This window comes from Collimonas rhizosphaerae, from assembly GCF_038896935.1.
Taxonomy (GTDB): domain Bacteria; phylum Pseudomonadota; class Gammaproteobacteria; order Burkholderiales; family Burkholderiaceae_D; genus Collimonas; species Collimonas rhizosphaerae.
In genome coordinates, this window is the sequence record NZ_JBANDC010000020.1 from 29,819 (window position 1) to 48,216 (window position 18,398).

Annotated in this window: 15 protein-coding genes; 12 read left to right on the forward strand and 3 right to left on the reverse strand. The window is 62.8% G+C overall.

Features of this window, described 5'->3' with window-relative positions; translation table 11 throughout:
• The first annotated feature begins 96 nt into the window (after positions 1-96).
• The 3 genes from V8G57_RS22055 to V8G57_RS22065 all read left to right on the forward strand — a co-directional run bounded on the left by V8G57_RS22055 (position 97) and on the right by V8G57_RS22065 (position 4,758).
• Entirely contained in the window at positions 97-1,365 is a 1,269-nt protein-coding gene (locus V8G57_RS22055) for an MFS transporter (protein WP_342831224.1), read from the forward strand.
• A gap of 189 nt (positions 1,366-1,554) precedes the next feature.
• A complete protein-coding gene (locus V8G57_RS22060) occupies positions 1,555-3,114 on the forward strand; it encodes a S53 family peptidase (protein ID WP_342831225.1) in 1,560 nt (519 codons plus the stop codon).
• A 42-nt stretch (positions 3,115-3,156) separates the two neighbouring features.
• Positions 3,157-4,758 (forward strand): S10 family peptidase, encoded by a 1,602-nt coding sequence (locus tag V8G57_RS22065; protein ID WP_342831226.1) that lies wholly within the window; start codon positions 3,157-3,159, stop codon positions 4,756-4,758.
• Here the strand turns inward: V8G57_RS22065 and V8G57_RS22070 are convergent.
• Entirely contained in the window at positions 4,745-5,263 is a 519-nt protein-coding gene (locus V8G57_RS22070; RefSeq protein WP_342831227.1) for a class IV adenylate cyclase, read from the reverse strand. The two genes, V8G57_RS22065 and V8G57_RS22070, sit on opposite strands and share 14 nt — an antisense overlap.
• A 167-nt stretch (positions 5,264-5,430) precedes the next feature.
• Here V8G57_RS22070 and V8G57_RS22075 point away from each other — a divergent pair, with 167 nt between their 5' ends.
• The 3 genes from V8G57_RS22075 (at position 5,431) to V8G57_RS22085 (ending at position 8,451) form a co-directional block, all read left to right on the forward strand.
• The gene (locus tag V8G57_RS22075; RefSeq protein WP_342831228.1) at positions 5,431-7,404 is read left to right on the forward strand and encodes a phosphocholine-specific phospholipase C; all 1,974 of its coding nucleotides are present in this window, start codon (positions 5,431-5,433) and stop codon (positions 7,402-7,404) included.
• Positions 7,405-7,466: 62 nt separating this feature from the next.
• Positions 7,467-7,943 (forward strand): hypothetical protein, encoded by a 477-nt coding sequence (locus V8G57_RS22080; protein WP_342831230.1) that lies wholly within the window; start codon positions 7,467-7,469, stop codon positions 7,941-7,943.
• 91 nt (positions 7,944-8,034) lie between these two features.
• Positions 8,035-8,451 (forward strand): hypothetical protein, encoded by a 417-nt coding sequence (locus tag V8G57_RS22085; RefSeq protein WP_342831231.1) that lies wholly within the window; start codon positions 8,035-8,037, stop codon positions 8,449-8,451.
• A gap of 120 nt (positions 8,452-8,571) precedes the next feature.
• On the opposite strand, the gene V8G57_RS22090 is transcribed toward V8G57_RS22085, so the two are convergent.
• On the reverse strand, positions 8,572-9,516 hold the full coding sequence (locus tag V8G57_RS22090; protein WP_342831232.1) for a GlxA family transcriptional regulator: 945 nt from the start codon (positions 9,514-9,516) through the stop codon (positions 8,572-8,574).
• A 119-nt stretch (positions 9,517-9,635) separates the two neighbouring features.
• On the opposite strand from V8G57_RS22090, the gene V8G57_RS22095 reads away from it, so the two are divergent.
• The 6 genes from V8G57_RS22095 to V8G57_RS22120 all read left to right on the forward strand — a co-directional run bounded on the left by V8G57_RS22095 (position 9,636) and on the right by V8G57_RS22120 (position 15,573).
• A complete protein-coding gene (locus V8G57_RS22095; protein ID WP_342831233.1) occupies positions 9,636-10,448 on the forward strand; it encodes an SDR family NAD(P)-dependent oxidoreductase in 813 nt (270 codons plus the stop codon).
• 405 nt (positions 10,449-10,853) lie between these two features.
• The gene (locus tag V8G57_RS22100; RefSeq protein WP_425458320.1) at positions 10,854-11,786 is read left to right on the forward strand and encodes an SMP-30/gluconolactonase/LRE family protein; all 933 of its coding nucleotides are present in this window, start codon (positions 10,854-10,856) and stop codon (positions 11,784-11,786) included.
• A 26-nt stretch (positions 11,787-11,812) separates the two neighbouring features.
• Entirely contained in the window at positions 11,813-12,787 is a 975-nt protein-coding gene (locus tag V8G57_RS22105) for a TRAP transporter substrate-binding protein (RefSeq protein WP_342831234.1), read from the forward strand.
• A 34-nt stretch (positions 12,788-12,821) separates the two neighbouring features.
• Positions 12,822-13,382 (forward strand): TRAP transporter small permease, encoded by a 561-nt coding sequence (locus tag V8G57_RS22110; RefSeq protein WP_175501004.1) that lies wholly within the window; start codon positions 12,822-12,824, stop codon positions 13,380-13,382.
• Positions 13,373-14,653, forward strand: coding sequence for a TRAP transporter large permease (locus V8G57_RS22115; RefSeq protein WP_342831235.1), 1,281 nt, complete (start codon positions 13,373-13,375; stop codon positions 14,651-14,653). Before V8G57_RS22110 ends, V8G57_RS22115 begins: the two co-directional genes overlap by 10 nt.
• 221 nt (positions 14,654-14,874) lie before the next feature.
• Complete coding sequence (locus V8G57_RS22120) at positions 14,875-15,573, forward strand: dienelactone hydrolase family protein (protein WP_342831236.1); 699 nt, start codon at positions 14,875-14,877, stop codon at positions 15,571-15,573.
• 108 nt (positions 15,574-15,681) lie between these two features.
• Here the strand turns inward: V8G57_RS22120 and V8G57_RS22125 are convergent, their stop codons facing one another.
• On the reverse strand, positions 15,682-18,231 hold the full coding sequence (locus tag V8G57_RS22125; protein ID WP_342831237.1) for a S9 family peptidase: 2,550 nt from the start codon (positions 18,229-18,231) through the stop codon (positions 15,682-15,684).
• Between the last annotated feature and the right edge of the window lie 167 nt (positions 18,232-18,398).

An 18,398-nucleotide genomic window follows, 5' to 3' on the forward strand; every position in this document is an offset into this window, starting at 1 on the left:
TTTTACCAACTATGATGGCATTTGCATCGGTAATGCAGGGATCCCGTCTTGCCTTCCTACGCCACGCCAGACTGCTCGAAAGCACAAGCTCCCGCCATGACCGAAATGACCGAAGAACTCGCAGCAGAAAACGCGGTTCCTGCCGACCGGGCGGGGCTGCCGCCGGTATTGCTGCATCGTGGTTTCCTGCTGCTGATGGTGGGGTCATTCGCCGCCTTCCTGGGCGAGCAGCTGACCACGGTGGCGTTGCCCTGGCTGGTGCTGAAGCTGAGCAACGACAGCCTGGCGCTGGGTACGGTGCTGGCGGTGGTGGCGGTGCCGAAAATCCTGTTCCTGGTGCTCGCCGGCGTGGTGGTGGACCGGCATTCGCCGCGCACCGTGCTGGTATGCGCGCTGGCCGGAGGCACCGTCCTGCTGACGGCAGTCGGCGCGATGCTGCTGCATGACTTGCTGGCGCTGTGGATGGTCTACCTGTTTGCCTGCGGCATGGGACTGGCGGGCGCTTTTGCGATTCCGGCGCGGGTCGCCATGCTGCCCAGGCTGATCGACCCGCGCCAGCTGCAGCCGGCGAACGCCATGCTCATGGGCGTCACCCAGGTGTCGATGCTGGGCGGGCCGCTCCTGGCCGGGCTGCTGGCGGCGTCGGCGGATGGGCTGGGACTGGTTTTCTTGCTGAATGCTTGCTGTTTCCTGCTTGCCACGGTCACCGTGCCGCGTCTGCAGCCGCGTCCGCAGCCGGCGCAGAGTCATCATGTGCCGCTGCTTGCCACCATTGTTCCCGCTGCAAAATGGCTGTGGTCCGACCGCGTGCTGAGGACGCTGATCAGTTACTGGGCCGTGGTCACGTTGCTGCTGGCCGGCCCGGTGCAGGTAGGGCTGCCGCTGTGGGTGGACCGCCAGCTGGGCGGCGGCGCTTCGGCGTTCGGCATACTGATCGCCGCCAACGGCCTGGGCCAATTGGTCGGCATCGTGTGCTCCGGCTTGCGCGCCAGGAAAGTGGCCAATCTCGGCGTCGCGGTCTGCCTGATCGACGGCCTGGCGGGCATGGCCGTGCTCGGCATGGGATTCACCCATGTCCTTGAGGCCGGCCTGGCGCTGATGCTTGCGGTCGGCGTCGGCGCCGGCTACGTGCAGGTCGGATTGTTCACCTGGATCCAGCGCCGGATTCCGACCGAACTCCACGGCCGGGTGCTCAGCATCCTGATGCTGATCCTGATCACGATTGCGCCGCTGTCGGCGCTGATTGCCGGTTACCTGATCCTGTACGTGACACCGTCCCAGCTTTTCATTTACAGCGGCATGCTGCTGTCGCTGTTTGCCATGCTGATGCTGTTGCATCCGGACTTGCGGAAACTGCGCAACTAGTAACGGATTGGCCGCCGCGGCATGGCAAACAGGGATTCGCTGTAGAATATTTCTAAGCGGAAAGGAACTGTCATCCCATGCTCCGGTCAGACTTGAATCCGGCGTGAGGCTGCCATCGGCAAGAAGACGGCAGCAATGTTTTTCTGCACGTCTTCACTGTATCTGTTTCAGAAACGGAGTTTGACAGTCATGGCAAAAATCCCCCTCCCAGGCAGCGAACGCAGTCTCCCTTCCGGCGCCAAGAGCGTCGGCCGCGCTGCCCCCGCCGAGCAGCTCGAAGTGACTGTCGTCATGCGCCGCAGCGCGGACCAGGAGTTGTGCGACATCGTCGACAGACAATGCGCGGGCGCGGCGGTTGCGGCGCATCTCTCGCGCGAAGAATTCGCCCAGAAGTTTTCCGCCTCGCCGCAAGATATCGCCAAGGTGACCGCATTTGCGCGCGACCATGGATTGCAGGTGGTGCGCGAAGATCCTGCTTGCAGCACCGTCACGCTGAGCGGCAGCGTGGCGCAGTTCAACCAGGTATTCGACGTCGACCTGCAGCGTTACGAATCGCATCTTGGCAGCTATCGGGGCCGCACCGGCGCGGTCCACATCCCGGCCGAGCTGCAGGATATCGTGACGGCGGTGGTCGGCCTCGACAACCGCCCGCAAGCGCGCCCGCTGTTCCGCCTGCAGCCGCCGTTCCGCTTCGCGCCGCACAATACCGCCACCGCCTCCTTCCTGCCGACCCAGTTTGCATCCCTGTACGACTTTCCCGACAACCTCGGCGCCGGCCAGTGCATCGCCATCATCGAACTGGGCGGCGGTTACCGCGACGCCGACCAGCAAGCTTATTTTTCCAAACTGGGCATCGCGCTGCCGAAGATCAGCGCGGTCACGGTGAACGGCCCCGGCAACCAGCCTAGCGGCGATGCCAACGGCGCCGACGGCGAGGTGGTGCTGGATATCCAGATTGCCGGCGCGCTGGCGCCCGAAGCGCATATCGTGGTGTATTTTTCGACCAATACGGATGCCGGTTTCCTCAACGCGCTCAACAGCGCCGTGCATGACAACGTCAACCGGCCGTCCGTCGTCTCGATCAGCTGGGGCAGCGCCGAACCGCGCTGGACGCAGCAAGCCATGCAATCGTTCAATGCAGCGCTGCAGGCGGCGGCCGCGATGGGAGTAACGGTGTGCGTCGCCTCCGGCGACAGCGGTTCGAGCGACGGCGTGGCCGGCGGCAACCATGTCGATTTTCCTGCGTCCAGCCCATACGTGCTGGCTTGCGGCGGCACCCGCCTGCAGGCGGCCGGGCAGGCGATCGAGAGCGAGGTGGTGTGGAACGGCGGCACGCAGGGCGGCGCCGGCGGTGGCGGCGTCAGCACGGTGTTTGCGCTGCCGGCCTGGCAAAAGAGCCTGGTGCTTACCGGCAGCGACGGCAAGCATCAGCCGCTGGCGAAGCGCGGCGTGCCGGATGTGGCCGGCAACGCCGATCCGGTCACCGGCTACCAGGTGTATATCGACGGCGCCGACGCGGTAGTGGGCGGCACCAGCGCGGTGGCGCCGCTGTGGGCGGCATTGCTGGCCCGTATCAACACGGCGAAGGGCAGCGCGGTCGGTTTCGTCAATCCGAAGCTGTACCAGCAGCAGGCTGCCTTCCACGACGTCACGCAGGGCAACAACGGCTACTTTGCCGCGGCCCCTGGCTGGGACGCCTGCACCGGACTGGGCAGCCCGGACGGCAAGAAACTGGCAAGCGTGCTGTAGCAGCGGCGCCCGGCGGGCCGCAACTTCGACCAAGGAGAGATCATGAGCAGCAACCATGCATCGGCCCGCGCAGCGGACCCAGCCGGCGACCAGCCTTGTTTCGACCCGACCGCCTACGGCACGGGGCCGAGCGATTCAGTGGCCGAGGCGTCCGAGAATGCGGCGGTCACCCATCACGCCACCACGATAGGCCAGCGCGCCTATCAATACACCGCCACCGCCGGCCACCTGGTGGCGGTCGACGCCGATACTTCGCAGCCGGCTGCAAAAATCTTCTACGTCGCGTTTACCGTCGACGGCCAGGACCTGAATGCGCGCCCGGTCACGTTCTTCTATAACGGCGGGCCGGGCTCGTCGTCGGTGTTCGTGCTGCTGGGTTCGTTTGCGCCCAAGCGCATCAAGACCTCGATGCCGGGCTTCACGCCACCGCCTCCTTATACCCTGGAAGAGAATCCCGACAGCCTGCTCGACAAGAGCGACCTGGTATTCATCAATCCGGTCGGCACCGGTTATTCCGCCGCCATCGCGCCGTTCAAGAACAAGGATTTCTGGGGCGTCGACCAGGACGCCCGGTCGATCAGGCAATTCATCAAGCGCTACCTGACCGCCAACGACCGCTGGAATTCGCCCAAATTCCTGTTCGGCGAATCGTATGGCACGCCGCGCAGCGCGGTGCTGTCGTACCTGCTGCACGAAGACGGCGTGGACCTGAACGGCATCACCCTGCAATCGTCGATCCTCGATTATGCGCAAGCCGGCAATCCGGTAGGCGCGCTGCCGACCGCGGTGGCGGATGCCTGGTATCACAGGAAAACCAGCGTGACGCCGGCGCCGGCGGACTTGCCGTCGCTGATGGCGAGCGCCGCGCTGTTTGCGCGCAACGACTACACCACGGCGCTGGAAAAATTTCCCAAGGCCGATCCGGCCACGCTGCAGAAACTGAGCGATTTCACCGGCATCGACCCGACCACCCTGACCGCCTGGGGACTGGACATCACCGCCGGCGACAGCCACGGCAGGACGCTGTTCCTGATCAGCCTGCTGCAAAGCCAGGGACTGGCGCTGGGCGCCTACGATGGCCGCGTGACCGGCATCGACACCGGCATCGCCGCTGACATCTCGCCCAACGCGGGAGGCAACGATCCCAGCATGACGGCGGTGGCCGGCGTGTATACGGCGATGTGGAACAACTACCTGAACGATGGCTTGAAGTTCACTTCGAATTCCGCCTTCACCGACTTGAACGACAAAGCGTTCCAGAACTGGGATTTCAGCCACACCGATCCGACCGGCGCCCAGAAGGGCATCGACGCCAAGGGCGACATCATCCTGTACACCGCCGGCGACCTGGCCGCGACCATGAGCTTGAACGTCGACTTGAAAGTGCTGTCCGCAAACGGCTACTACGATTTCGTCACGCCGTTCTACCAGACCGTGATGGACCTGCAGAAAATGCCGCTGGCCGACGCGGCCGTGCGCAAGAACCTGAGCGCGAAATTTTACCCGTCCGGCCACATGATCTACCTGGAAGCAGGTTCACGCACCGCCTTGAAAGCCGATGTGGCGGCGATGATCGACGCTGCGACATCCGATCACCAAGCGATGGCCAGGATCAGGTCGCTGCAGGCGCTCAAAGGCGGCTAGCCGCCTGCAGGTCGACGTAGGCGCCCTCGACCAGCTGCCCGGGCTGGACGCCGATCCTTGCCATCAAGGCGTGCGCTTCGTCCACTCCCGCCTGCGTCGCCTCGCTGGCGCCGAGCACCACTTCAAGTTCCAGGAATTCCCCTAGGCCTTTGACGCGGTCAAGGTGGATGCGGGTACGGCCGGCAAGGTACAGCGTGCGCTGCTTCTCGACCCGGCCGGCTTGCCCGTGCGCCTCGGACAATACCGCGCGCAGCAGTTCCGGTTCGGCGGTAGCCGAGATCAGGTAATACGATTCCTTTGGTCCTTGCTGGTTGGAGCGGCGGTAGAAAATCAGCTGGCCGCTGCCGTCGCCGAAGGCGCGCAGCTTGAGCCTGCCGTTGGCGCAGTTGAAGAAGGTGTCGTCCTGGGTGATTTCAACCGGGCCTTCATCTGCCATCGCCGCCACCCTGGCGACCAGATCCGCTGTGATGTCGATGCGCGCTTTTATTTCTATGTTGCTTGCCATGTGCTGCTTCCAGGGTTGTCGGATACGGGCAAAGCATAGCAGGATCTTTTCGCCGACAGACAGCGCTCCGGCTGCTGCGCCATCTGTCACCGAGACGTAATCCGGGCGTCACCGTTGCGTAATATTTCATGTATAGAGTCGGGCCATTCTTACTTTATGGAAACAACATGGCGCACTCAAGTCGTAGGAAATTCCTCAAAGATTCCGTGGCAGCGATGGGTGCAACCATGTTGCCTCCGGCCGTGCAGCAAGCGCTGGCGGCGCCCGCGGCGAGCGGCACGCTGGGCTCGGTTGCCCATGTCGTGATCCTGTGCCAGGAAAACCGTTCGTTCGATCATTATTTCGGCACCATCAAAGGCGCGCGCGGTTTCAACGACGATCACGCTGCGACGGTCCAGGCCACCAGCCGCAACGTCTTCACCCAGGCCGACAGCGTTGGCAGCCTGTACACGCCATGGCGCCTGAATTCCAGCACCAGCTCGGCGCAGTGGCTGTCGGATGTGCCGCACGACCTGGCCAGCGGCACCGCCGCCTGGAACAAAGGCCGCAGCGACAAATGGATCCCGAACAAGGGGATGAATGCGATCACCTACATGACGCGCAACGACATCCCTTACCACTATGCGCTGGCGGATGCCTTCACCCTGTGCGACAACTATTTCTGCTCGGCGCGGACCTCCACCAATCCGAACCGCCTGTACCTGATGAGCGGCACCATCGACCCGCAAGGCTTGCACGGCGGGCCGGCCACCACCAACGGCTTTACCTACGGCTCGCTGACCTGGCAAACCTATCCTGAAGCGCTGCAGGCCGCCGGCATCTCCTGGCGCACTTACCAGGAAGTCGACAATTACGACGACAACGCCCTGGCCTGGTTCAAGCAGTTCCAGAACCTGCCGGCCAATTCGCCCCTGTACATCAACGGCGTGCAGACCCGGGTGCTGGCCGATTTCCAGAACGATGTGATGCAAGACACCTTGCCTGCGGTGTCCTGGATCGTGGCGCCGGCGGCCAAGTCCGAGCACCCCAGCGGCTCGCCGAATGTCGGCGTCGATTACGTCAACCAGTACCTGCAGGCGCTGGCGTCGAATCCGGCGGTGTGGGCCAAGACCGTATTCATCTATACCTACGACGAGAACGGCGGTTTCTATGACCACGTCACCACGCCGACGCCGCCGCCAGGCACCGCCAACGAATTCGTCAGCGGCGTGCCGATCGGCCTCGGCTCGCGGGTGCCGACCATCGTCTGTTCTCCGTGGAGCCGCGGCGGCTGGGTCGCCAGCGAAGTGTTCGACCACACCTCGACCATCCAATTCCTGGAAAAATGGACCGGCGTCACTTGCCCCAACATCAGCCAGTGGCGGCGCGACATCTGCGGCGACCTGACCTCTTGCTTCGACTTCTCCGTCAGCAATGCGGCATTCCCGGTGTTGCAGGACACAGTGGCGCTGGCGGCGCAAGCCAACGCCCAGAAGAGCCTGCCAAAACCGGTTCCGCCGGCGCCCAACACCGTCATGCCAGCCTACGAGACCGGGCAAAAACCGCTGCGCGTGCAGCCCTACCAGCTCAACGGCTGGCTGACGCAGGATTTCGCCGGCCAGCAAGTGTGGACCAACTGGAGCAACGGCGGCAGCAAGCCGGCGCCGCTGCAAATCAACGTCGACAACTATCGCAGCGACAATCCGTGGATGTACACCATGGCCGCCAACGCTGCCTCCAGCGACTATTGGCACGTGATCAGCTACGGCGGCGGTTATTACGACCTGGAGATGATCGGCCCCAACCAGTTCTACCGGCGCTTCAAAGGCTATCTCAGCGCCACCGCGTGGCAGGGGCAGCCGGAACCGCAGGTGAAGCTGACCAACAACGGCGTCGGGCAGGCGGTCAGCATCCTGTTCGACAATAGCGCGACCACCAATACCGCGGTGTTCACGGTGCTGGACCGCATCACCTCCGGCAGCCTGGTCAGCCAGACTGTCACGGTAGCGGCGAAACAGACCGCCACGCTGCAATTGAATACCACCGGCGGCTGGTATGACCTGAAGATCGGCCTGGGCGGCGACAGCAATTTCATGCAGTCGATGGTCGGCTACACCGAAGGCCATCAGGGTTTGACCAGGCCGCCGGTATTGCGCTGGTAAGTTCGTGACCGGGCCGGGGCGGTCGACAGCACGATCGCCCCGGCCCACAGCAAGGTGCGGTAATGAATGAGAAAAAATTTGCGCTGGGCATAGGATTGGCCGGCATCGCATTTATTGCGCTGCTGGCGTACTTGAGCGCGCCGGACTTGCTGCCCAGGCCGGCTGTAGTGCTGCGTTCCCCCGGCGGCAGCGCTGCCAGCCCAACCGATCGCGCCGTTGCGGCGACGCCAGCCGCAACGGTTGCCAAAGCCGCTGCCGATTGTTCTGCCGAGCGCCTGGACTCCTGGCGGCTCATGAGCGTGGCCGCGGGCGGCTACCGGCAAGGCGGGTTCGCCGTGCTGAACAATGCGTTGCGCGGCACCGTCACGGTGGCCGAAACCCAGGTTTTCGATGGCGACCTGCAGTTGGAAAAGATTACCGGCAACACGGTCGAACTGCGCTGCGGCGAGACCCGGCAAACCAGGGTGTTGGCAGACAGCCGCGGCGCGGCGCCGGAAATGCGGACGGCATTGCCGGATCCGGGCGCCGGCGGACTGTAGCCGACGGTAGTGCACGGAACCCCGGCTCATGGCATGCTTATGGCAGAGCAGCATTACTTCCATCCGTTGAATCCCCACCAAGGGCGATGCCATGAAACGCTATTTTCCCTACCTTGCTGCCGCCATGCTTTTTGTTCCGTTTGCTGCAGGCGCGGCCACCGGCAGCCACGATTTTTCAAACATTTTCAAAGCTTGCTACGCCGCTGCCAATGCCAGCGAGGAATCGAAATCAGCGTGCCTGGGCGAAGAGCTGACCCTGCAAAGCAAGGCAGCCGCAGAACTGCATCAATCGACATCGCAGCTGTTGAGCGGCGCCGAGAGGCAGCAGCTTACCGATGATTTTGTGGCTTGGAAGAAAAACATCCTGCTGGATTGCTCGATCCAGGCTGACAGCAAGACTGTGCCGCTGGAACGGGAAAACGCCAGGGAGTATTGCTTGATCGAACGAACAATCGGACGCATGGATGCCTATGAGGCGATCCGGCAAGATAAGACCCTGAGGCGATAAGCCTGCCATTGCCGTTTGATTTCTCAGGGAAGAGCTGATTTTGTCCAATATATTAATTTGTCCATTTTTATTGGACATTTCATCATATTGGACATCCCCTGATCCGCCCGCACGCCAACTTTACATTTTCCCTAAACGCGAAGCGCGTTTGACGGCTTGCGGCGGTTGCCCGACCGTGCGCAGGAAAGCGCGCCGCATGCGTTCGGTATCCGAAAATCCGGTTTCCCTCGCCACCACGTCGATCGAGTGGCTGCTGTCCTCCAGCATGGCGCGCGCCGCTTCGACCCTTAACGCTTCCACCGCTTTGGCGGGCGATTTCCCGGTCTCGTTGCGGAACGCCCGGCTGAACTGGCGCCGGCTCAGGTGGGCGGCGTCGGCCAGTTCATCTACCGACAATTCCTTTGCCAGGTTGCGCTTGGCGTAGCTGAGCGCGCTCTGGATCCGGTCCGACTTCGCTTCCATTTCCAGCAGCGCTGAAAACTGCGACTGGCCGCCGCTGCGGCGGTGGTAGACCACCATCATCCTGGCGATCAGGCGGGCGTTGGCCGTCCCCAGGTCCTGCTCCACCAGCGCCAGGCTCAAATCGATGCAGGCGGTCATGCCGGCCGAAGTCCAGATGTTGCCGTCATTGATGAAAATGCGGTCCTCTTCCACCCGCGTCTTGGGATACAGGTGCTGCAGTTCGCGCGCCTGCGCCCAGTGCGTGGTGACGCGGCGGCCGTTCAGCAGCTCGGCCTCGGCCAGCAGGAAGGCGCCGGTGCAGATGCTGGCGGTGCGGCGCGAAGCGGCGCAGGACTGGCGCAGGAAATCGATGAAGCGGGGCGACGACACCACCGGCGACATGGAGCCGGTGACCATCACCGTGTCGTAGGTGTGCGCGTCGAACGCAATGCTGTCGACCTTGACCCCGGACGAACTGCGCACCGGGCCGCCATGTTCGGACAGCAGCATCAGATCGTAAAACGGCCCGCCGGGACAATCGTTGGCCAGCTCGAAGACGGCGACGGCGGCCATGTCGACCAGCTGGAAGCCGTCGAAAACGACAAAAGCGATGGTTTTTTTCATGTTGACCCAATTCGAGGTAAATACGTCACTTGGGACATAGATTGAACTCCTACACTGAGCTTGTCAATCTTTAAAACCAGCTGGACCGGCAGTCCGGCATCACTTTCCAAGGATACAAAATGTCTACCCAAACTACCCGTGCTGCCCAAGGCACAGCCCTCATCACCGGCGCCTCGACCGGCATCGGCGCCATCTACGCCGACCGCCTGGCGCGCCGCGGCTACGACCTGATCCTGGTCGCCCGCAACCAGGAAAAGCTGGATCAACTGGCAAGCCAGCTGTCTGGCAGTACCGGCCGCAAGGTCGACGTCATCAAGGCCGACCTCAGCGTCACGGCCGACCTGCGGGCCATCGAGCGGCGCTTGGCCGATGATGCGAGCATTACCATGTTGGTCAACAATGCGGGCCTTGGCGCGACCAAGAGCCTGATCGATTCCACGCCGGAGGAACTGGACGACCTAATCGTGCTTAACGTGCATGCGCTGACCCGCCTGACGCGCGCCGTGGCGCCGGCGATGGTGGCGCGCGGGAATGGCACCATCGTCAATATTTCTTCCATGGTGGCGGTATCGCCGGAAACGCTGAACGGCACTTACGGCGGCACCAAAGCCTATGTGCTGGCGCTGACCCAGTCGCTGCATCATGAACTTGGGGCCAAAGGCGTGCGCGTGCAGGCCGTGCTGCCGGGCGCCATCCGCACGCCATTCTGGGATCGCGCCGGCCTGCCGGTGCAGCACCTGCCGCAAGAAATCGTGATGGATGCGGCAGACCTGGTCGATGCTGCCCTCGCCGGGCTGGACCAAGGCGAGCTGGCGACCGTGCCGTCGCTGCCGGACCTGGCCGACTGGGACCGTTTCGAAGCTGCGCGCCAGGCGCTCAAGCCCAACCTGTCGCATGTCAAGCCGGCGGCGCGCTACAAGGTTGGTGCCTGACCTGGCGTCTTGCGGACCGGGTGCAGGAGCTGCCTGTACCCGGAATAACCTCTCTTCAATGCGGTAAGGCGCACAGTGTAGGGCGCGTGTATTACGCCGCATGAGATGTATAAGAGAATGCTGCATTATCCCAATCAAACATACGGCGCAATACGCTGCGCTATTGGCGCCCTACGCCTTACCGCAATCAGTTGATTTATTGTCAGTCGTCATACAACAAGGCGCGAACGACAAATCTTCGTTCCCGGACTGCTTCCGTATGCATACAATAGGCGGAAATAAATCTGATTGCTAAAATATTTTTTGCTGCTTATACTGCGAATCAAGTTGTAGGATGACTGATAACAAAGAATTTTCGCAAGCAGGCCAAGACCTGCGCCGGTTCTGCCAAAAACAGGAGACAAGGTGAATACCGATAAAACGACGATCAATATCGACCGTCTCGGCGGCCTGCGCTGCGCCGTCGGCGAAAGCCCGCTGTGGAGCCAAAAAGAGGGCGCCTGGTACTGGGTCGATATTCCTGCCAGGACGGTCTGGCGCTGGCATGCCGCATCAGGTTCGGCGCGCAGCTGGACGCTGCCGGAAATGGTCGGCTGCATCGCGCTGAAAGACGACGGCGGCCTGGTGGCCGGAATGGAAACCGGGATTTTCAGCCTGCGCCTGGACGAGGCGCAAGCCGCCGCGGCAGAAAAACTGGCGAGCCCGGCCGGCCTGCGCGAAGGCATGCGCTTCAACGACGGCCGCTGCGACCGCCAGGGCCGTTTCTGGAGCGGCACCATGTTCCTCGACATGGCCGCGGCGCGCGCCGACGGCCACCTGTACCGCTATACGCCGCAGGGCCTGTCGCTGCCGATGGTCTCCAAGCTGATAGTCCAGAACGGCCTGGCCTGGTCGCCCGACGGCCGCACCATGTATCTCTCGGATTCGCATGTGTCGCGCCAGCTGATTTGGGCCTACGACTACGACATTGACGACGGCGTACCCAGCGCGCAACGGATTTTCGCCGACATGAACCAGCATCCCGGCAGGCCGGACGGCGCCGCGGTCGATGTCGACGGCTGTTACTGGACCTGCGGCAACGACGGCGGCTGCATCCTGCGCTTTACGCCCGAAGGCAAGCTGGACCGGCGCATCGATTTGCCGATGGCAAAACCTGCGATGTGCGCATTCGGCGGCGCCGGGCTGGATACCTTGCTGGTGACGTCGATCAGCGCCGGCCAGGCCGCGGACGATGAATGGGCCGGAGCAGTCATCGCGTTGCGGCCCGGGGTGACCGGACTGCCGGAGACCGAATTCCAGACCCGGGCGGCGGCGAAACCAGGCAACGCTTTTTTGTAAATAAATAAAAACCAGGAGACAGAAAAATGAAGAAATGCCTATCCATGCTTTGCATGGCCGGCGCAGCGTCGCTGACGCTGTGCGCGCCATCCGCTTTCGCCAGGGAGTTCCGCGATGCGGATGTGCAGCCGGCCGACTACCCGACGGTCGCCGCCGTCAACTACATGTCCGACCTGATGAAGCAGCGCAGCCAGGGCAAATACGGCATCAAGGTCTATCCCAACAGCCAGCTGGGCAGCGAGCCTGATACGGTGGAACAGGTAAAGCTGGGAGCGATTGAATTCACCCGCACCCACGCCAGCGTGCTCAACGCCATTTGCCCGGAAACGATGCTGCCTTCTCTGCCGTTCGTGTTCCGCGACAAGGAACACATGCGGCATGTGCTGGACGGGCCGATCGGCGACGAAATCCTGCGCTCCTGCGAATCGCATGGCCTGGTCGGCCTGGCGTTCTACGATTCAGGCGCGCGTTTCTTCTATACAAAAAAGCAGATCAAGAACCTGGCGGACCTGAAGGGCATGAAAATCCGCGTTCCGCAGTCCGAGCTGTCGGTGGCGATGCTGCAGGCGCTGCACGCCAACGCGACGCCGATGGCGACTTCCGAGGTTTACACCGGGATCAAGAGCGGCATCGTCGACGGCGCGGAAAACAACTGGCCTACCTACCAGACCGCGCATCATTTCGAGATCGCGCCGTACGTGCTGCTGGACGAGCACGACATGACGCCGGAAATCCTGCTGATGTCGAAAGTGATCTTCGACAAGCTGTCGGCCGACGACCAGAAAATGATCCGCCAGACGGCCAAGGCGTCGGTGCCTTACATGCGCAAGCTGTGGGACGAGAAAGAAATTTCCTCGCGCGCCATTGTCGAAAAGGCCGGGGTCCACATCACGGCAGCGAACAAGGCGGAATTTCAATCCAGCATGGCGCCGGTCTATGCGAAATTCGTCACCACGCCTGGCATGAAAGACATGCTCAAGCGCATCCAGGACACCAAGTAAGGTCGCGCCTTCTCTCTCCATCAAGGAACCGGTCATGACACATGTCAATAAAACCGGCGACGCGATTGACGACAAGCTGCCCGTCGCCTTGCTGCCGCCGTTCACGTTTCTCACCCGCTGCAACGCCTGGCTGTCGCTGATGTGCATGCGGCTGGCGGTGGCCGGCCTGGTGCTGATCGCGGTTGCCGTATTCGGCCAGATTTTCGGCCGCTATGTGCTCAACAACAGCCCGTCCTGGACCGAGGCGCTGGCCTTGCTCATGGTGCTGTACGTCACCAACATCGGCGTCGCCGTCTGCGTGCGCGACGACCGCCACATGGGCGTCGAACTGCTGACCGGCGCGCTGCCGCCGAAAGTAAGGGTGCCGCTGAAGATCTTCATCCACCTGCTGGTCATCCTGTTTGCGGTCCTGATGATCTGGAACGGCTGGATCCTGGGCCGCCAGATCATCGACTACATGATCCCCAACCTCGGCGTTTCACAGGGTTTGACCTATTGGCCGCTGATGCTGTCCGGCAGCCTGATCGTCCTGTTCTCGATTGAACACATCATCGCGTTGCTGCAGCGTACAAGGGTTGTCCCATCATGGCATTGACTCTACTGTCGCTCAGTTTCCTGGTGCTGCTGCTGATCGGCGTGCCGATTTCGTTTTCGATCGGCTTGTCGGCCATCGCCACCATCTTTTATGAAGGTCTGCCGATCGCCGTGATCTTCCAGCGGATGACGGCCGGCATGAGCGTGTTTTCCTTCCTCACGATTCCCTTCTTCATCTTCGCCGGCGAGCTGATGCTGTACGGCGGCATCGCCGACCGCATCATCCAGTGCGCGCGCGGCGTGGTCGGCCACATCCGCGGCGGGCTGGGCATGACCAATGTGCTGGCATGCACCCTGTTCGGCGGCGTATCGGGCTCGCCGGTGGCGGACATCTCCGCCATGGGGGCGGTCATGATCCCGATGATGAAGCGCGAGAATTACGACACCGACTACGCGGTCAACGTCACCACCCATTCGTCGCTGGTGGGCGTGCTGATGCCGACCTCGCACAACATCATCATCTATGCACTGGTCGCCGGCGGCGGCGTGTCGATCACCACCCTGATCCTGGCCGGGCTGCTGCCGGCCCTGATCCTGACCCTGGCCAATCTTGCGGTGGCCTACCTGGTGGCAGTCCATCGCGGCTATCCCGCCGGCACCTTCCTCGGCTGGCAGGTAGCGTTGCGCAGCATCTTGCGCGCGGTGCCGGGGCTGATGGTGGTGGTCATCATCATTGCCGGCATCACTTCGGGCGTCTTTACGGCCACCGAGTCGGCCGCCATCGCCGTGTTTTATGCGCTGATCCTCACCACCCTGGTGTACCGCAGCCTGAGCTGGGCCGATTTCCTGAAGGCGGCGGTGAAATCGGTCAAGACCACCGGCGTGATCCTGATGCTGATCAGCATTTCATCCGCATTCGGTTACCTGATCAGCCTGTACAGCGTGGCCGATACAGTGGGCGACGCGCTGATGGCGGTCAGCAGCAACCCGATCATCATTTTCCTGCTGATCAACCTGGCCTTGCTGCTGTTCGGCACCTTCCTCGACATGGCCGCGCATATCCTGATCTGCACGCCGATTTTCCTGCCGATCTGCGAACACTTCGGCATGGGGCCGGTGCAGTTCGGAATGATGTTGCTGATCAATTGCTCGCTGGGATTGAATGCGCCGCCGATCGGCGCGGCGCAAATCATCGGCTGCACCATCGGCGGCATCCGCATGGGAGAAATCATGCGCACCATCTGGCCGTTTTATCTTGCGCTGCTGTTCACCTTGATGCTGGTGACTTTCGTGCCCGGATTTTCGTTGTGGATACCGGGGTGGTTCGCTTAGCGGCGTTTCTTCCATCACGGCGGGCATGGCCATGTCCGCCGCCATTCCTTTTGCTTTTGCGGGCGCGCAAACCTGCAGCGCCGGCATCTGGTAGCATCCTGTCAGGCACCGGCTTGTCCTGATCCAGGCGTTCGCGCTGGATGCCGCTGGATTCAGCGGCCGCAAGCTTGGCCTCCCTGCAACATCCCCGACATTTATTTTTGATACTGACAGGAACACTCATGAGCGTTACCACCCAATGGATCGACATCCAGGCCGCCGACGGCACGTTCGGCGCATACCTGGCCGTCCCGCATACCGGCAAGGGCCCCGGCATCGTATTGCTGCAGGAAATTTTCGGCGTCAACGAACACATCCGCTCGGTCGCCGAGCAATACGCCGCCGACGGTTACGTGGTGCTGGTGCCGGACCTGTTCTGGCGCAGCGGCAGCCATATCGAGCTGGTTTACGACGACGCCGGCTGGAAACGCGCGGTCGAGCTGATGCAGGCCACCGATTTCGCCAAGGCGCAATCGGATATCGCGCTGACCGTTGCGGCACTGAAAGCCCGGCCTGAACTGGACGGCAAGCTGGCCGTCATCGGCTATTGCTTCGGCGGCATGCTGGCGTACAACACGGCGGCCGACGGCCTGGTCGATGCGGCGATCGCATACTACGGCGGCGGCATCCAGAACCAGCTGCAGCGCGCCGGCGACATCAAGGTGCCGCTGCTGATGCATTTCGGCGGCGCCGACAGCCATATTCCGCTGGACGCCGTGCAGAGCATCGCCGAGCGTTTTGAAAACAATGAGGATGTCGAGGTCCACATTTATCCGGGCGCGGAACATGGCTTCAATTGTTCGCACCGTTCCAGCTACCACCAGCGCGCCGCGGCGGAAGCGCACGGCAATTCGCTGACTTTCCTGAGCGACAACCTGTAAGGCGTGCCCGGCCGGAGGCGCTGTCGCGGCCTCCGGCTTCGGTTCTTGCAAAAAAAAACGCCAACCGCTGAAGGTTGGCGTTCATGAAATACGTCCTTGCCACTATCGCTACTTTGCCGTCGCCGGAGTTTCTGCAGCCGGCGTCCGCGGCGGCGCGTTCTTCACATAACGGTCGAACCAGCGCAGCATTTCATAGACCAGCTGTTCGTTCGATTCCATCGCCGCGTACCAGTGCGGTTCATGCGGCAGCATCACCAGCCGCGTGACGCCGCCGTTGCCGCGGATCGCTTCGTAGAGCTTGCTGGCCTGCAGCGGCGTGGTGCCCGGATTGGCGTCGTCCGCGCCATGCACGATCAGGATCGGCGTCTTCATCTTGTCGGCGAAGAAGAACGGCGATACCTTCAGGTAGACATCCTGCGCTTCCCACACTGAACGCTGCTCGTTCTGGAATCCGAACGGCGTGAGCGTCTTGTTGTAGGAGCCGCTGGTGGCGACGCCGGCCCGGAACAGGTCGGAGTGCGCCAGCAGGTTGGCGGTCATCAGCGCACCGTGGCTGTGGCCGGTGACGCCGATGCGGTCGGGGTCGGCCACGCCCAGCCGGACCGCTTCGCCCACCGCGGCCGTGGCGTCGGCGACCAGCTGCTCCATGTAGGTGTCATAGGCTTTTTTCGGATCGCCGACGATAGGGAAGGCGGCGTTATCGATGATGGCGTACCCGGCCAGCAGCAACAGCTGGTACTTGCGCAGCCGCGTGAAGGTCTCTTGCGAGCCGGTGGTCTGGCCGGCCTGCGAGGCGTCGGCGTAATCGAGCGGGTAGGCATACAGGATAGTCGGCACGCGCGTGCCTTCCTGGTAGCCGGGCGGGGTGTACAGGGTAAACGACAGATCGAGGCCGTCGGCGCGTTTGTATTTCACCAGGCGCTTCTTGATCTGGCGCACCACCGGCGTCGGATCCGCGATCCGGGTGACAGCGGCGCTGGTCGAAGCGAAGGCGGCTTCGCCGGCAGCGGCGTCAAGCGGTGCGCCGAGGGTGCGGACAAAGGCGTTCGGCGCTTCGGTCACCGATTGGCGCCAGGTCAGGAAGGTGCGCGCATCCGGTCCGGCAAAACCGAGGAACTGCTCGTAGGACGTTTTGTCGCTGCGGAACAGGCGTTCCGGTTTCAGCGTCTTCAGGTCGAGCTTGTCCAGGAACGGGCGGTCGCCGCCAGGCGAGGCGCCGGCGCCGCTGAGGAAGATCGCATCGCCATCCTGGCGCAGCACCCAGGCGCCGTTCGGCAGCTGGCGTTTCACCGGCGTGCCTGGATTGGCATATTTCTCGTCGGTCGACAGGTCCCACAGCAAGCGCGGCTGCTGCTGCGGATCGTCGACATTGACCAGGAAACTGCGCCGCCAATGGCGGGTGCGATCGTATTCGTGCATCAATGCGAGGCTGGGCTGCTCGGTCCAGGCGATGCCCATGTAACGCTGTTCGGTGCGCGTGATTTCCACCGCCGCCGAGCTGAACGGCGCCTTCTGCAGCATCAGCTTGTCGCGCGCCGGCACCTTGGTTTTCCAGTCGCCGCCGTCCAGCGCTTCAGCCCAGACCAGCGTCGCCGGCTCGGTAGCGCGCCAGGTGAAGTCGCGCGGGCCGAGTGCGACGCCGCCGATCGGGACCCGGTCCGCCAGCGGCAGCGAGGCGATATGGTGCACTGTCATGTTCTGGCGTTTGGCGAGATCCCAGACTTCCACTTCTTGCGGAAAGCGGTCGAAGGTAGTTACGTAGGAATAGGGTTTGCGGATCGAGGTCACCAGCAGGTGCCGGCCATCCGGCGCCGGTCCCAGCGATTCGTAGCGGCCCGGCGTCCCGACCGGCGTGACCGTCGCGCTGGCGGCGTCGACCAGCGCCAGCTGCGAAGCTGCGTAGTAGTCGAACAGGTCTTCGTCGTGCCTGTTGTTGAGCGTGTCGCGGTTTTCGTAGGTGCTGCTCTGTCCTTTGCCGCCATCCGATTCCTGGATGCTCGGGCCATTCGGCACGGCCGGTTCAGGCGGCGGCGGACCCATGCGCTGGGGAACCAGCTTGACCAGCAGCGTCTTCTGGTCGGGCATCCATTGCAGCTGGTCTTCCAGCATCGGGTTCAGGCGCGCGCCCGGGACGCGGCGTACAACGCCGCTGCTGGCGTCGCCGATCCAGAGCTCAACCGAGTCCTTGGCGATATTTTCAAACGCAAAGCGCTTGCCGTCGGCGCTCCACAGCGGCCGTCCCGGGCAGGCGCCTGCCGGCAGCGCGACAGGAGCCTGGGCGCCATCGGCGATATGCACCAGGTCAAAGCTCCTGGCGCAGGGAGTGATGCCGTAGCCGCCAGGGGTGTCGTGCTTGCTGTGATTGCCCGGTTCGACGCGCACCCCGGCCAGGCGCAGGAAGGGCGCAGCCACGCGCGAAATCGAAGGGTATTCCTGCCAGGACACCAGCAGCATCCGGTCGCGCGTCGGGCTCAGCACCGGCAACGGCGGCGACGGCGCGCGCATGACGTCCAGGATTTCCTTGGGCGGCTGGTTGTAGCCGGAGGCGGATGCCGGAGCCGCGGCCGGCGACGCTGCGGTTGCGGCATGCGGCGCCGTCGTGACGCCGGCCGCAAGCAGTGAGACCCAGAGACAGGTCAAGGTGGATTTTATTGCCATTAATGTCCTCAGTTCGATTCGTCTGCAACAAGGGTTTTGCCAGCTTGTGGCTGGCCTTGCTGATATTGCCATTTGACTCTGGAAAAAGGGTCATTTTTTTTCGGATTTTTTTAAAAAAACTCGCACGGCTCGGGTAAGCGCCGTTTATGATAATATACGAAACGTAT

Bases quoted from the DNA above. Each gene is read 5' to 3' on its own strand.
- V8G57_RS22055 (WP_342831224.1), top strand. From the start codon at position 97: ATGACCGAAATGACCGAAGAACTCGCAGCAGAAAACGCGGTTCCTGCC.
- V8G57_RS22060 (WP_342831225.1), top strand. From the start codon at position 1,555: ATGGCAAAAATCCCCCTCCCAGGCAGCGAACGCAGTCTCCCTTCCGGC.
- V8G57_RS22065 (WP_342831226.1), top strand. From the start codon at position 3,157: ATGAGCAGCAACCATGCATCGGCCCGCGCAGCGGACCCAGCCGGCGAC.
- V8G57_RS22070 (WP_342831227.1), bottom strand. From the start codon at position 5,263: ATGGCAAGCAACATAGAAATAAAAGCGCGCATCGACATCACAGCGGAT.
- V8G57_RS22075 (WP_342831228.1), top strand. From the start codon at position 5,431: ATGGCGCACTCAAGTCGTAGGAAATTCCTCAAAGATTCCGTGGCAGCG.
- V8G57_RS22080 (WP_342831230.1), top strand. From the start codon at position 7,467: ATGAATGAGAAAAAATTTGCGCTGGGCATAGGATTGGCCGGCATCGCA.
- V8G57_RS22085 (WP_342831231.1), top strand. From the start codon at position 8,035: ATGAAACGCTATTTTCCCTACCTTGCTGCCGCCATGCTTTTTGTTCCG.
- V8G57_RS22090 (WP_342831232.1), bottom strand. From the start codon at position 9,516: ATGAAAAAAACCATCGCTTTTGTCGTTTTCGACGGCTTCCAGCTGGTC.
- V8G57_RS22095 (WP_342831233.1), top strand. From the start codon at position 9,636: ATGTCTACCCAAACTACCCGTGCTGCCCAAGGCACAGCCCTCATCACC.
- V8G57_RS22105 (WP_342831234.1), top strand. From the start codon at position 11,813: ATGAAGAAATGCCTATCCATGCTTTGCATGGCCGGCGCAGCGTCGCTG.
- V8G57_RS22110 (WP_175501004.1), top strand. From the start codon at position 12,822: ATGACACATGTCAATAAAACCGGCGACGCGATTGACGACAAGCTGCCC.
- V8G57_RS22115 (WP_342831235.1), top strand. From the start codon at position 13,373: ATGGCATTGACTCTACTGTCGCTCAGTTTCCTGGTGCTGCTGCTGATC.
- V8G57_RS22120 (WP_342831236.1), top strand. From the start codon at position 14,875: ATGAGCGTTACCACCCAATGGATCGACATCCAGGCCGCCGACGGCACG.
- V8G57_RS22125 (WP_342831237.1), bottom strand. From the start codon at position 18,231: ATGGCAATAAAATCCACCTTGACCTGTCTCTGGGTCTCACTGCTTGCG.